At 70.5% G+C, this 13,824-nt stretch carries 14 protein-coding genes; 9 read left to right on the forward strand and 5 right to left on the reverse strand.

Translation table 11 applies throughout. The features are described from left to right. Position 1: 1 nt before the first annotated feature. Positions 2-1,162, forward strand: coding sequence for an ROK family transcriptional regulator (locus ACMTAK_RS31090; RefSeq protein WP_413813045.1), 1,161 nt, complete (start codon positions 2-4; stop codon positions 1,160-1,162). Positions 1,163-1,280: 118 nt separating this feature from the next. Further along, positions 1,281-2,816: a hypothetical protein gene (locus tag ACMTAK_RS31095; RefSeq protein WP_413809234.1), complete on the forward strand. Its 1,536-nt coding sequence runs from the start codon at positions 1,281-1,283 to the stop codon at positions 2,814-2,816. Between the two features lie 46 nt (positions 2,817-2,862). On the opposite strand, the gene ACMTAK_RS31100 is transcribed toward ACMTAK_RS31095, so the two are convergent. Then, complete coding sequence (locus ACMTAK_RS31100) at positions 2,863-3,051, reverse strand: antitoxin (RefSeq protein WP_044574629.1); 189 nt, start codon at positions 3,049-3,051, stop codon at positions 2,863-2,865. Positions 3,052-3,311: 260 nt separating this feature from the next. On the opposite strand from ACMTAK_RS31100, the gene ACMTAK_RS31105 reads away from it, so the two are divergent. The 4 genes from ACMTAK_RS31105 (at position 3,312) to ACMTAK_RS31120 (ending at position 6,684) form a co-directional block, all read left to right on the forward strand. Next, entirely contained in the window at positions 3,312-4,094 is a 783-nt protein-coding gene (locus ACMTAK_RS31105) for an HAD-IIA family hydrolase (RefSeq protein WP_413809235.1), read from the forward strand. A 124-nt stretch (positions 4,095-4,218) separates the two neighbouring features. Then, a complete protein-coding gene (locus ACMTAK_RS31110; protein WP_413809236.1) occupies positions 4,219-4,809 on the forward strand; it encodes a hypothetical protein in 591 nt (196 codons plus the stop codon). Between the two features lie 5 nt (positions 4,810-4,814). Then, on the forward strand, positions 4,815-5,552 hold the full coding sequence (locus ACMTAK_RS31115; protein ID WP_413809237.1) for a class F sortase: 738 nt from the start codon (positions 4,815-4,817) through the stop codon (positions 5,550-5,552). 157 nt (positions 5,553-5,709) lie between these two features. Then, positions 5,710-6,684 (forward strand): glycoside hydrolase family 6 protein, encoded by a 975-nt coding sequence (locus ACMTAK_RS31120; RefSeq protein ID WP_413809238.1) that lies wholly within the window; start codon positions 5,710-5,712, stop codon positions 6,682-6,684. Positions 6,685-6,687: 3 nt separating this feature from the next. Here the strand turns inward: ACMTAK_RS31120 and glxA are convergent, their stop codons facing one another. Further along, positions 6,688-8,634 carry a radical copper oxidase GlxA gene (gene glxA, locus ACMTAK_RS31125; protein ID WP_413809239.1) on the reverse strand — a complete coding sequence of 649 codons (1,947 nt, stop codon included), beginning with the start codon at positions 8,632-8,634 and terminating at the stop codon, positions 6,688-6,690. 269 nt (positions 8,635-8,903) lie between these two features. On the opposite strand from glxA, the gene uppS reads away from it, so the two are divergent. Together uppS and ACMTAK_RS31135 are read left to right on the forward strand one after the other, a co-directional pair. Next, positions 8,904-9,647 carry a polyprenyl diphosphate synthase gene (uppS, locus tag ACMTAK_RS31130; RefSeq protein WP_413813046.1) on the forward strand — a complete coding sequence of 248 codons (744 nt, stop codon included), beginning with the start codon at positions 8,904-8,906 and terminating at the stop codon, positions 9,645-9,647. 5 nt (positions 9,648-9,652) lie between these two features. After that, positions 9,653-11,158, forward strand: a complete 1,506-nt coding sequence (locus ACMTAK_RS31135) for an oxygenase MpaB family protein (RefSeq protein ID WP_413813047.1) — start codon at positions 9,653-9,655, stop codon at positions 11,156-11,158. Between the two features lie 5 nt (positions 11,159-11,163). On the opposite strand, the gene ACMTAK_RS31140 is transcribed toward ACMTAK_RS31135, so the two are convergent. From ACMTAK_RS31140 to ACMTAK_RS31150, 3 genes are read right to left on the reverse strand one after another with little or no spacing between them, the layout of a single operon-like run. Continuing rightward, positions 11,164-11,844, reverse strand: a complete 681-nt coding sequence (locus tag ACMTAK_RS31140; RefSeq protein ID WP_413809240.1) for a FadR/GntR family transcriptional regulator — start codon at positions 11,842-11,844, stop codon at positions 11,164-11,166. Between the two features lie 45 nt (positions 11,845-11,889). Beyond that, positions 11,890-12,072, reverse strand: a complete 183-nt coding sequence (locus tag ACMTAK_RS31145) for a DUF397 domain-containing protein (protein ID WP_413809241.1) — start codon at positions 12,070-12,072, stop codon at positions 11,890-11,892. Then, a complete protein-coding gene (locus tag ACMTAK_RS31150; protein ID WP_413809242.1) occupies positions 12,069-12,896 on the reverse strand; it encodes a helix-turn-helix domain-containing protein in 828 nt (275 codons plus the stop codon). The genes ACMTAK_RS31145 and ACMTAK_RS31150 overlap by 4 nt, the downstream gene beginning before the upstream one ends. A 114-nt stretch (positions 12,897-13,010) precedes the next feature. On the opposite strand from ACMTAK_RS31150, the gene ACMTAK_RS31155 reads away from it, so the two are divergent. Beyond that, the gene (locus ACMTAK_RS31155; RefSeq protein ID WP_413809243.1) at positions 13,011-13,445 is read left to right on the forward strand and encodes an ATP-binding protein; all 435 of its coding nucleotides are present in this window, start codon (positions 13,011-13,013) and stop codon (positions 13,443-13,445) included. Positions 13,446-13,824 lie beyond the last annotated feature (379 nt).

Below are 13,824 nucleotides of genomic sequence, written 5' to 3' on the forward strand. Positions count from 1 at the left end.
GATGTCCGGAGCGGCCGGGCCCGGAGCCAATCTGACCGCCCTGCGCAGCCACAACGCGGCACTCGTCCTGCGACTGCTGCGGGACGCGGGCGAGGACGGCGTCAGCCGGCCGGAGCTGGCCCGGCGCACCGGCCTCACCCCCCAGGCCGTCAGCAAGATCACGGCTCGGCTGAGGGCGGAGGGGCTGCTGGCGGAGGCCGGTCAGCGTGCCTCGACCGGCGGCAAACCGCCCACCGCGCTCCGCCTGGTCCCGGACGCCCGCCATGCGATCGGGCTCCAGCTCGACCGCGACGAGGTGACGGCGGTCCTGGTCGACCTCGCGGGCACCTCGGTCGCCGCCCGCTCGGCCCCTTTCGACTTCGGCGCGCCCGCGGATGAGGCGCTCGCGGCGGCCACGGCCGAGGTCAGGGCGCTCCTCGCGGACGCGGCGGCGAGCGGCGTGGCGGGCGGAACGGCGAGCGGCGTGGCGGGCGGAACGGCGGGCGGCGGTGTGGGCTTGGCGGCGGGCGGCGGCCTGCTCGGTATCGGTGTCGCCGCCCCCGGACCGCTCGACCACGGCTCCGGCGTGCTGCACCGCGTCACCGGCTTCCCCCAGTGGGACGGCTTCCCGCTGCGCGACGCGCTCGCCGAGCGGCTCGCCCTCCCCGTCGTCCTCGACAAGGACACCAACGCCGCGGCGCTCGGGCTGGTGACCGCCGGGACCGCCGAGTCGGCCGCCTATCTCCACCTGGGCACCGGCCTGGGGGCCGGTCTGGTGCTCGGCGGGGATGTCTACCGGGGGGCGCGGACCGACGCGGGGGAGTTCGGGCACCAGGTCATACAGCTCGACGGGCCGCCCTGCGACTGTGGCAACAACGGCTGTCTGGAGGCGCTGTGCCTCGCCGCCGTCGCGCGTGGCGACCGTACGGACGCGGCGCGGCTGCTCGGCATCGGCGCGACCAACCTCGTACGGCTCCTCGACATCGACCGGGTGCTCCTGGGCGGCCGGATGGTGCTGGCCGACCCGGAGCCGTACGTTCGCGGGGTGGCCACGATGATCGCCGAGGACTCCGCCCGCGCCAGCCGCCCCCCGGTCTCCGTGGACGTCGTGGAGCGGGGCGAGCGGGCCGTCGTCGAGGGCGCCGCCCGGCTGGTGCTCGCACCGCTGTTCGCACTGGGCTGATCGAGGGGGATCCTGACCGCCAGTCGGGGGCAATCCTGGCCCGGTGCGGTGTGTCGGCGTGCGGACGCGGAATGTAGCGGAGTGCTCGGGGAAAACCGCAGCACAGCAGAGGTCACTCATGCGCTTGCCCACCGCACTGTCCCTACGAGCTGTCCTTCCGGCGGCCGCGCTCGCGTTCGCCCCGGCCCTCTACGGGGTCCCGGCGTACGCCGCCGAGGCCGAGCCCGCCGCCTGCGGGGACCGGAACGCCTCCGACTTTCCGATCGAAGCCCATCTGCGCGGCGGGCCGGACCAGTACGCCCTGGGCGGCGGCTGGCGCGGCTGGCACCTCGAACTGCGCAACGCCACGGACACCGGCTGCCGCGCCATCCACCCCATCGCCGTCCTGGTCGACCAGGCGCATCAACTGCGGCCCCGCCATATCGGCTTCGAGTTCCTGGACCCCTCCGCGGACGGCGGCGCCACCTGGCGGACCGTCTCCTTCCAGACCACGGACGAGGACGAGAACATCGGGGTCTTCGAAGACCACTTCAAGGGCTTCACCGTGCCCGCGCACAAGACCGTCGACGTCCAGGTGCGCACGCGCTTCACCGCGGACGCGCCCGAGGGGCCGGTGACGGCCAACGCGATCGCCGTACAGCGGCGCGCGGACGACGGCGACTGGGTGGGGCAGTCGAACGACTATGTCTTCCGCATCGGCGGAACGGCGACGGGTACGGGGGTCGGTACGAGTACGGGTTCGGATACGAATGCCGGTGCTACGGGCACCGGTGTCGGTACCGGAACCACGGACCCGGACGCCGGAACGCGTACGAGGGCGGCCACGCGCTCCGGCGGGCTTACGGAGACCGGGACGGACACCGAGCCGGATACCGGTGTCGGCGCCGGAGCCGCCACCGACGGGGACACCGGGACACCGCCCGCTCCGGAACCGACCACCCGTTCCAAGCGCCCCACGGCCACGCCGAGCCGAACGTCCGAGGAGACCGCCTCGGCCGCGCCGAGCCGGAAGCCGAGCGCCACCAGAAGCCCCGGCGCAACCCATAAGGAGAGCAGCCCCGCGGTGCCGCCCCGTGCCGACAGCGACGTTGATGCCGACACGGAGGAATCCTCCGAGTCGGGCGCGGATGTCGATACGGACATGGACGCCGACCTCGGGGCGGACACGGACCCGGACCCGGGCTCGGACTCAAGCGCGGACGCCGATGCGGGTACCGACACCGAGACGGGTACTGATACTGACACCGAGACGGGTACCGACACCGAGACGGGTACCGACACCGGGACCGGCACCGGTACCGACCTCGACGAGGGCCTGGACACCGAAACCGACCTCGGTACGGAGACCGACCCCGGCACCGACGTGGGTACCGACCTCGGCACCGACACCGGGCCGGGCACGGAGACCGACGACCCCGGCGCCGAAACCGACCCCGGACGTGAGCCCCAGACCGAGCCCAGCACCGGTACCGGCACCGGCGGTGGCGACCGTCACGAGGAGGACGGCGGCCACGAGCGCGAGCACGAGCGGATCCCCGAACTCGCCGCGACGGGCCGTCACACCGCCCTGCTCGCGGGGCTCGGCGTCATCAGCGCCGCGCTCGTGACCTGTGGAACCGTCCTCGTGGTGAAGTCCCGGCGCACGGGGGTCTGAAGCCCCGGCGCCCGGACGCCCTCACGTCCGGCGTCGCAGGTACGAACTACTGGCCCCGGGGCCCCTCGCCCCGGCGGCGCAGTTCGTCGTCGACCTTGTCCGAGCCGGACTGGATCTGCTCCGAGTGCTTGCCGCCGGTCTTCTTGTCCGCGGTCTCGGACCCCTTACGAGCGCCCTTCCGAGCCTTGTCCGGGTTCTTGCTGATCGCGCCCTTGAGCTTGTCCATCATGCCCATCGCGGCCTCCTTACGGTCCGGCCTCACGGTCCGGCCTCACGGTCCGGCTCGTTTCACGGAGGGGCGGATTCCGCCCCTTCCCCAGGATCAGACACCTGTGCGGATCTGTCGCGCTGGGACGGCGCGCGAACGGACGGCGAAACGGACGGCGAAACGGACGGCGAACGGATCGTGCTCCGGAACACAGGGCGGACTCCCCAGCGCTTTCCCCGGTTAGGCTGAGGTCGTCGCAGAAGCCGATTCCGAGCGGAGAGCAACCAGTGGCAGAGCGCAAGCCGATCGAGTCATGGCTCACCGACATGGACGGTGTACTGATGCACGAGGGCATACCGGTGCCCGGTGCCGACGCCTTCATCAAGCGGCTGCGCGAGTCCGACACCCCCTTCCTGGTGCTCACCAACAACTCCATCTACACCCCGCGCGACCTCCACGCCCGGCTGTCCCGTATCGGGCTGGACGTGCCGGTGGCCAACATCTGGACGTCGGCGCTTGCGAGCGCCCAGTTCCTGGACGAGCAGCGCCCCGGCGGCACCGCGTATGTCATCGGCGAGGCGGGGCTGACCACCGCGCTGCACGACATCGGCTACGTCCTTACGGATGTCGAGCCGGACTATGTGGTGCTCGGCGAGACCCGTACGTACAGCTTCGAGGCGCTCACCAAGGCCATCCGGCTGATCAACGACGGTGCGCGGTTCATCGCCACCAACCCCGATGAGATCGGCCCCTCCGCGGAGGGCGCGCTGCCCGCCACCGGCTCCGTGGCCGCGCTGATCACCAAGGCCACCGGTCAGGAGCCCTACTTCGTCGGCAAGCCCAACCCGCTGATGATGCGGTCCGGGCTGAACGCGATCGGCGCCCACTCCGAGTCCAGCGCGATGATCGGCGACCGGATGGACACGGATGTGCGGGCCGGGCTCGAGGCCGGTATGGAGACCTTCCTGGTGCTCACCGGGGTGACCAAGGCGGGAGAGGTGGACCGGTACCCGTACCGCCCGTCCACGGTCGTCGAGTCCATCGCGGACCTCGTGGAGCGCGTCGCATGACCCGCCGGTGAGCGCCGGTATGACCCGCCGGTGAGCCCTGTGCCCCGGATGGCGCAGTAGGCGCCCGCAGCGGATGCGGAGCCCTGCCGGGCGCGTGAGCCTCTTGGTATCGGGAGGTTTCACCATGCGCATTGTCGCACTCACTCTCTGTAGCGCAGCGTGCGCCGCCGTCGCGGCGGTGACGGCCGCGGCTCCGGCCCTCGCCGAGCAGCGCCACTCCGCCACCACCACGATCCGGATCAGTCCGCGGGCCCTCGCCCCCGGCGCCGAGGTCGAGGTCTGGGCCTTCGGCTGCCCGGACCGGCTGGCCACCGCCTCGTCACCGGTGTTCGTGGACGACGCGGAGCTGACGCCCGAGGGGGACGCGCTCTTCAGCGAGGCGACGATCCGCTCGACGGCGGCCAAGGGGGCGCACCGGGTGACCCTGGACTGCGCGGACGGCGGCCTCGTACGCGAGGACGGAACGGGCGCGGACGGCGTGGGCGGGGAAGGGCAGGGCGGCGCGGGCGGGGTCGCCCTCGCCGTGGAGCGCCCGCCCTCGCCCGTCGCCCCCGTCCACGCCGGCGGGGGCGGCACCGCGCCGGACGAGGCGCGACGACGCGACGACATCGGCGCCGCGGAGGCGTACGGCCTGGTGCTCTCCGGGGGTACGGCCGTGGCCGTCGGCGGCCTCGCGGTCCACCGCCGCCGCCATCCCTCCCGCGCCGCGAGCTGATCCCCATGGATCTGGATACCGAGATGGACGGAAACATGGACGGCATCGGGAATCGCTTCTCCGGCCTCGGGCGGCCGGCCATCGGACTCGCCTGGGCGGCGCTGCTGCTGGGCCTGTGGATGTGGGGCCGGGACACGACGGAGGGTACGGGTGGTCCGGCGCCGATGACCGGGGACGTGGCCGCGGTCGGGCGGCCGTCCTCCCATCCGCTGCCCCCGGCGCACGCGCCGCTGGCCTCCGCCCGGCCCAAGCGGGTCGTGATCGAGGCGGCGGGAGTCCGCGCCCCGATCGTCGCCAGCGGCCTGGACCGCGACGGGGCCGTGAAACCCCCGCCCTTCAGCCGCCCCGGCACGGTCGGCTGGTACCGCGCCGGCCCCGAGCCGGGCTCCCCGGGCGCCGCCCTGCTGGTCGGCCACCTGGACACGAAGAGCAAACCGGCGGTCTTCCATGAGCTGGGCGGCCTCGAGCGGGGGGAGCGGGTGCGGGTCGCGCGATCGGACGGGACGACGGCGGAGTTCACGGTCGAGGACGTCGAGGTGGTGCCGGAGAAGCACTTCGACGCGCGACGGGTGTACGGGTCGCGGTCCCATGACCGCGCGGAGCTTCGGCTGATCACGTGCGGGGGCACGTACGACCGCTCGACCCGGACGTACTCGGCGAACGTCGTCGTCTCGGCCTACCTGACCGGCGCGACGGGCTCTCCGGACAAAGTGTCGGCAGGCAGCCGCGATGCGCCGCACTAGTCGGTGCGACGGGTGGGCGCCTGCGGCGGGCAAAGCCCCACCCCGCCCCTTTCCGAAACCAAGGAGCTCCGCCCCCCGCACCCCCCACCCGGGGCTCCGCCCCAGACCCCGCTCGCGGCTGCGCCCCTCCGTCGCCGGGGCGCTCTTGTCGTGCGTCGTGGTCTCCGGGTGTTTCGGGTCCTCGGAGGGGGACAGTGACCATGCCTCGCTCGCCGGGCAGCCGAAGCAGCGGCCGAAGGTCACGATCCCCTATTGGGTGAATCCGGACGGCAGCGCGGCGCGCCAGGTCGCGGCGTATCGGAAGAAGGGTGAGGACGGCGAGGCCAGGCTGATGGAGAAGATCGCGGAGCAGCCCGTCGCGGAGTGGCTGGGAGTGGACGACCCGGAGGGGCGGGCGCGGGGGTTCACCGCGGCCGCGGATCAGGTGAACCGGGACGCGCTGCTGGTCTTCTACAACATCCCGCACCGCGACTGCGGGCAGTACTCCAAGGGCGGCGCGGCCGATGGCGACGCCTATCGCACCTGGCTGGACAGGACGGTCCGGGGGATCGGCGACCGCCGGGCGACGGTCATCCTGGAGCCCGACGCGCTGCCGCACGTGGTGGACGGCTGTACGCCCGAGAAGTTCCATGAGGAGCGGTACGACCTACTGACCGGCGCCGTGGACAAGCTCAAGGGGCTGCCGCGCACCAAGGTCTATCTGGACGCCGGAAACCCCCACTGGATCAAGGACCCGCGCCGGATGGTCGAGCCGCTGAGGCGGGCCGGTATCCGTAAGGCCGACGGCTTCGCGCTGAACACCTCGAACTACCAGACGACCCAGGAGAACCGGGCGTACGGCAAGCGGCTGTCCGCGCTGATCGGCGGCAAGCCCTTCGTGATCGACACCAGCCGTAACGGCAATGGCCCGGCCCCGGGGGAGAACGACCCGCAGGCGTGGTGCAATCCGAAGGGCCGGGCGCTGGGCGAGCGGCCGACCGTCGATACCGGGGACAAGCGGATCGACGCCTACCTGTGGATCAAGCGTCCGGGCGAGTCGGACGGCACCTGCAAGGGCGGTCCCACCGCGGGTCGGTGGTGGCCCCGGTACGCGCTCGATCTCGCCCGTAACGCCGACCGTGGAAGTAGTTAGCCGTCACTTCTTCTTCGGGGCGGGCACCTTCACCCACGCCGCCTTCGACGGCGTCCCCTGGTCGTCCACCGCGTTGAGCATGTACCACCCCGGCGGCACCATGGACGAGTTCTTCGGCAGGGTCACCGTCACCGCGTCCTTCGTCCGGGTGAAGTCCAGTGCGATCGACCGCTGCTCGACATTGGTCACATGGGTGAAGGAGCCGGGCCGGATCAGCCGCATCTTGGTGATCGCCGATGCGTGCGCGGTCCGGTAGGTGGTCTTCCCGCCGAGCCTGACCGTCCTGGGCGCGGTGTCGGCGAGCTTCGGGCGGGAGTCGCGGAAGAGATACGGCGGGGTGTAGAGGTCGATCTGCTGCTGGAACTCACCCGGCGTGGTGTTGGCCTTGTCGGCGAAGAGCGAGTCCGAGCCGAAGGTCATGACCCGGCCGTCCGGCAGGAGCAGCGCCCCCGAGTGGTAGTTGCGCCCCACCAGCGGATCGGCCACCGCGCGCGCGGTGTCGCTCCTCGGGTCGTAGAGCTCGGCCTTCAGCAGATTGGTGGCGCCGCGGCCCCGGTAGTCGCCCGAGCCGTTCGTGGTCAGAACGGTGTCATCGGGCAGGATCACACTGCTCGGATAGCGCACCTTCGCATACAGTTCCGGGCCATCGCGGAACCGCGGCTTATCGGCGTGCAGATCGACGATCCGGGTCTTCGCCGTGGACTTGGGGTCCTCGCCGACCCCGCCCCCGCCCTGCACCATGTACCGCTGGTCCTGCGCGGGCGGCAGCAGTACGGACATCGACGTCTCCAGGGCGTCGGAGTCGCTGATCCCCGGGACCACATCGAACCGATTGGTCTTCAGGTCCCAGATGCCGGGCGTGCGGCCCTTGTCGTCCGGGCCGTATCCGGCGTTCGAGCCGGTGTAGAAGATCCGGCCCTTGTCGGTCAGGAACAGCGCGGGGTAGGTCGGGAAGAAGCGCTTCTTGGGCAGGTACTTCCACTTCTTGGTCTTGGGGTCGTAGATCTCGTTCTTCCCCGGCACCACCTGGCCGATCTCGTCCAGCCCGGAGACCGCGAGCACCTTGCCGTCCTGGAGGGCGGTGAGGGTCGGGTACCAGCGGGCCTCGTTCATCGGATCGACCGGGACATACCGCTCGGCCTCCGGGTCGAACTCATACGCCTGCCTGATGCCCTGGAAGTCCTTCTTGTCGAACGACAGCTTCTGCGCGATCCCGTAGAAGTTCCGCTTGTCCTTTCCCTTCAGCCCGGAGATCCGGTAATTGTCCTCGGTGCCGGTCTGGTACTTCTTTCCCTTGCGCAGCGCCTCCACATAGACCCGCGCGGTGCTCGCGGTGACGGTGACCTTCCCCTTGCGATTCTTGCTCTTCTTCGCGCGCGGAACGAGGATCGGGTCCTTGGACTCGAAGGTCTTGCCGTTCTTCTTCCCCGTGAAGCGGGTCCCGGCGGGGAGGGTTTTCGGCTTGTCGGGGCTCTCGTTGTGGACGAACATCAGTCCGCCCGCCTTCTCGACATCGCCCCTGAGCTTCTCATAGCGCTGGGTACCGCCCGCCACCAGCAGCTTTCCGTCCGGGAGCTGGCTGTGCCCGGAGCAGAAGAGGTCCTTGGGGGTGGGAACGTTGGTGAAGGTGTTCTTCTCCGGGTCCCATAGGACGCTGCGGAATGATTTGGCGGCGAAGTTCTTGGCGTTGTTCCCGGAGCCGGCCACCAGCAGTACCTTGCCGGTGTGCAGCAGGGCGGCGTGGATCGTATTGATCCGGTATTCCTCCGGGACATCGACCACATCCCAGTGGCCGTTCTCCGCCTTGTACTCCGGTTGGTTGATTTTGTACGTGTGGTACTTGTCCGAGCTGAAACGGTAGAGGGCCGGGCCGTTCATCCCGGCCAGCACGAAGACGGCCGCCGCACCGATCCCGAAGCGGCGGGTGCGGCGACTCGGTCGGTACTTCACTTCTTATCGTCCCCCAAGGGCGGGCATAAAACGGTCATCGTCGGACGACTGTGGCCGAAGTGGAACGAAGAGGCGAGCGACCCGCCGAAGACTAAATTCGGACAATTGTTCCAAGGGTGAATGCGTGGCTCCGGTGCGGCATTCGGGCTCGGGGGCTGGCACCCTGCTTCAGATGCGATCGCCGTGTTGATCTGTGGTGGTGGGCCAAGGGGGCTGGCGTGATAGCTGGGCACACCGTGGGCGATGCGTTCGCCGATCCCACTCCCGCGCTGCGGTTCGCTGATGGTGACCGGTCGCCTGGAGTGCCGCGTCACGTGGCGTGTGTGATGGACGGCAACGGACGGTGGGCGGCCCAGCGGTCGCTGCCGCGTACGTCAGGTCATCGGGCGGCGGAGGCGACCGTCATCGACGTCATCGAGGCGGCCCGCGCCGCGGGCGTGGAATGGCTGAGCCTGTACGCCTTCTCCACCGAGAACTGGAGCCGGCCGAGTGCCGAGGTCGACTATCTGATGCGGCTGGTGCGCGGGGTGGTGCGCAAGCACGCGCCGCTGCTGCACGCGCGGGGCATCCGCTGCCGTTTCCTCGGGGTGAGCGACCCGAGGATCCCCCGGGCGCTGGCACGCGACTTCGCCGACCTGATGACACTGACCGGCGACAACCGGGGTATGACCTTGACCGTCGCGTTCGATCACGGCGGGCGCGGGGACATCGTCGAGGCCGCGCGGTCACTGATCCGCGCGGGTGTGGCGGCCGAGGCGGTGGACGAGCGGAGCTTCGCCGCCCATCTGCCCTTCCCCGACACACCCGACGTGGATCTGGTCATCCGGACCTCGGGGGAACAGCGCATCTCCAACTTCATGCTCTGGCAGGTCGCCTACGCGGAATGGGTCTTCCCGACCGTGCTGTGGCCCGACTTCCGCGCGCCGCACTTCCTCGAATGCCTGCACACCTACCGGCAACGTGATCGCCGCTTCGGTGGCGTGCTGCCCGAGCAGAACGGAGACTCCCGATAGTGACCATGGCAGATGGCGGACACCCCGACAGCGCCCGGGACGGTGCGACCGAGTTCGACGGCGGTGCGTCACGGCCGAGCGCGGCGAACGGACACGAGCCGTTGTTCGGCGCGGGCTCGCAGTTCCGGGAATTCTTCGACGATCCGCGCTGGGCGCTGGCCATCGTCCGGGCGACTGTTCTGGAGGCCGCGCACCCGCAGGTCGGCGCCGCGCTGATCGACAACTCCACCTTCGTCGCCCACCCGTGGCGACGGCTGCGCAACACCCTCCGCAGCTTGCAGCGCATGTTCGGGGACGACGAAGAGGTACGGCTCCGGGAGGCGGCACGGCTGAACCGCCTCCACGCACGGTTCAACGGAACCGACCCGCGGGGCCGCCCCTACAACGCGATGGACCCCGCTGTACGGGCCTGGGTGATGGCGACCCTGTTCGAGTCCACCGTGACCATGTGCCGACTGGGCGGACAGCCTCTTGAGCAGCACGCCATGGAGCGGCTGTACGCCGAATTCCAGGCGTACCTGGCCACCATGGGAGACGAGGCCGGTCACCTGCCGCCCACCCTCTCCGAGTTCTGGCTCTACTACGACCACGTGGTGGCCCAGGAGCTGGAGAACACCGAGGCGATGCGGATCATCCTCTACAAGCTGTTCGACCATCTGCCCGCTCCGGCCCTGCTGGGCGGGCTGCCCACGCTGTGGGCCACCGGCCGGGCCGTCGTCGGCCCGCTCATCGGGGCGATCACCGTCGCCTCGCTCCCGGAGCCCTTCCGCCGGCGTGCCGGGCTGCCCGAGATGCCCGGTGCCCAGACCCTGATGCAGGGGGCCTATCTGGTCGTCGGTCTGACCCGGTTCCTGCCGAACGGCTGGGTCCGAGCTGACGCCGTCGCCGACCTGCTGGCTCTCTCACCCGACAGTGACGATCCGCGAGCTCGGGCGGTCACCGCCCTGCACGACAAGATGAGGCGGGCGGGTGCCCTGATCCGGCTCATCACGCCGCTCCCTCCGCAACCGGAACCCGTCTCCCGCACCGGCACCGAACGCAGTGCGGAGGAGTTCTTCCGCGAGGTACTCGACCAGACCGGCGACGGGTATCTGGACTGGCCGGACCTCGCCGCCATGGCCCGCGAACTGTCCACCCGCCTCGATCTGGAGGAGCCCGAGGAAACGAGGCTCTACAACGCCTACGCCGACTGGTGGCGTGAACTCCAGACGGCACTGGACACCGACGGTGACGGCCGCGTCAGCGCCCGCGAGTACGCCACCGCCGTTCCCTCCCTGGCCGGACCCGCACTGATCAAGGCCGCCGAGGTCCTCTTCGACGCCACGGACAAGGACGGCGACCAGCGCATCGACGCAGACGAATACCGGACGCTGTTCCAGACCGCGTTCCACCGCGACACTGTCGGCACCGACCGTACCTACACGCGCGGCGCCTTCATCCGGGACTTCCTGGCCTTCATGTCCGGCCGCCGACGGTCGACAGCCTACGACCCGCTGCTCGCCCAGGCGTGAGCCGCTCAGTCGCGATGCGCCGACCGCAGCCGGATGCGGATGTTCCCGAAGTGGTCGCGGATCGCCTCTTCGGCCCGTAGGGCGTCCCCCGAGCGCACCGACTCCAGGATCTCCCGGTGCTGTTTGCAGGTGACCCTCGGATCGGTGGGCACGTCCACGAGGTCGGTCCGCACCCGGTGGAAGGCGTCCCAGAACGCCTCCAGCACCTCGCTCAGCAGGGTGTTGTCCAGGCTCCCGTAGAGCGCGGCGTGAAACGCCCGGTCGGTCTCGGCGCGCACCGAGCCCTCCGCCGCCTCCGCCTCCATCCGCCGCACGACCGCGTCCAGCTCGTCGAGATCCGCCTCCGGGATCCGCCCGGCCAGCCGCGCGATCAGTCCCGTCTCCACGGCCTCGCGCAGTTCGAGGAGTTCGAGGAGGCTGTCCTCGCCTCGGTAGTGCCCGGCGACGGTGCGGAAGATCAGCCCCTCGATCATCGGCGCCATCGACATCGGCCCGACGTACGTCCCGAAGCCGTGCCGGATCTCCACGATCCCCATCGCCTGCAGCGCCTTGAGCGCCTCGCGTACGGAGTTACGGCTGACGCCGAGCAGCTCCATCAGCTCGGTCTCGGTGGGCAGCGGGGCGCCCGAGGGGAGCCGCTGGTCGATGATCAGCCGCTTGATGCGTTCCTGTATGTGCGCCGCCACCGCCACCTCCGATCCGAACAGCTTAGCGGCGGCGGCATGAGCAGGTCAGATGTGGGCGATGAAGGCGGCCCAGGCTTCGGGGGAGACGCTGAGCCGACCCCCCTGGGGGGTTTTGGAGTCGCGGATGTGGACGGCTTCGGGGCGTATCGCGACCTCGACGCAGTTGCCGCCTCCGCCCCCGCTGTAGCTGCTCTTGAACCACTTCAGGCCCGTGGTGCTGCTGCTCATAGCGCTCCTCGCATCCGCTCCAGCAGGCTCGTGGTGTCCTGAGGGCTCAGAGCCTGTGAGCGCAGTTTGCCATAGCGCTGAAGCATCGCACTGACGGCTTTTGGCTCGGTGATCAGGACGCTGCTGTCATGTGCTTCGACGTAGCCGACCCACCGGTGGTCCGCCGTTTCCGCGAGGCACATCGGTCCTTCGAAGCCGGAGTGGTCCTCCTGCCGCAGCGGCATGATCTGGATCTCCACGTTCCGGCGGCGCCGCTGCTCAAGCAGATGATCGAGGAGCGCCTTGGTCACCTCCAGGCCGCCGAAGTGCCGCTCCAGCAGCGCCTGTTCAATGGTGAAGCAGAACGAGGTGTTCGGCCGCTCCTTGAGCAGGCGTTGCCTGGCCAGGCGCGCGACGACCTGTTGCTCGTACTGCTCCTCCGAGATGTGCGGGAGGTAACGGTCGAAGACCGCGCGGATGTAGGGCTCGGGCTGGAGCAGACCCGGGATGACCGCGCACTCGTACGTGAGGAGGGACGCCGCCTCCTCCTCGATCCCCGCCCACCGTAAGAACCACGACGCGAGGCCGACCTTCCGGGTCAACGTGCGGTATGCCGCGCCCAGAACCCGCGCGGCCGGGGCGCCCAGGACCTCCTCCGTGCGCGGGATGAGTTCCTTCGGCGGGAAGCGCCTGCCCTGTTCCATCTTCGCGACGTATGTCGCCGAGTACCGGACCCGTGGGGCGAACTGCTCCTGGGTCAGCCCCGCCTCGTCCCGTAGCGCCTTCAGCACCGCGCCAAAGGTCTTGAGGCTCTCCGACGATTCCGGTTCGCTGTCTTTTGTCATCCTCATATCGTCACGGGCGGTGACCGGCCCGGTCCAGCTGGTGAACTGGTACAAGCGAAACTGGGTGGGTGTCGTGCCTGGCAGAGACCGCCGCTCGGCCGGGACGCTTCCGCCATGACCGCACCACAGGGCCAAGTCCCCGTCACCGTACGTACGTTCGCGCAGCGATTCTCCGCCACCCGGCGCGGTGCCCGGCTCGCCCGGCTGCTGGCCGTGCACCAGCTCACCGCATGGGGGTTCACCCCGGGGGTCGGCGGTTACGACGCCGCGATCGTGATCGTCGCCGAGCTGGCCGCCAACGCGGCCCTCCACGGGCGCGTACCGGGGCGGGACTTCGCGGTGCGGCTGACGTACGACGAGCGGGGCGGCGTCCTGGAGATCGAGGTGAGCGACACCCACGAGAAGTGCCCCGTGCCGAAGGCGCCCACGTCGGATGACGAGGAGGGGAGGGGGCTGATGCTGGTCGAGGCGGTGGCGGATCGCTGGGGGATCAGGGAGCGAAGGGGGCCGGGCAAGACCGTATGGGCGCGGATCACCGAGGCGAGGTGACTTTGAGCATGGGTCCGGGGGATGGGGGCCGGGGCCTCGCCGCCGGCCGCCGGGCCGGTGGGGGCCGGTGCCGTGGCGGCTCCCGTGTCCGAGGGCCGGGGCCGATCCGGGGTGCGGGTCGACGGGCCCGGGGCGGCCCCTCCGGGTACCCCTTCAAAAAACGCTTGATCTGAAGCAACTAATTTGTCAAACGATTTCGAGAGGGGTACCCCACCCCCCGGCAGTCCGGCAACGGCCTTCGCCCCGGGCGGCCGTGGCCGCCACCGGCGCCCACACCCGGCCGCCCGGCACCCGGCGACGCGGCCGCGCCCCCCGACCCCCTGCCCCGCTGCTCAAATGCGCCGAAGGCGCGAGACGGCGCCGCGCCCGACCGAACCGC

Source organism: Streptomyces lacaronensis, from assembly GCF_047337785.1.
Taxonomy (GTDB): Bacteria; Actinomycetota; Actinomycetes; order Streptomycetales; family Streptomycetaceae; genus Streptomyces; species Streptomyces lycopersici.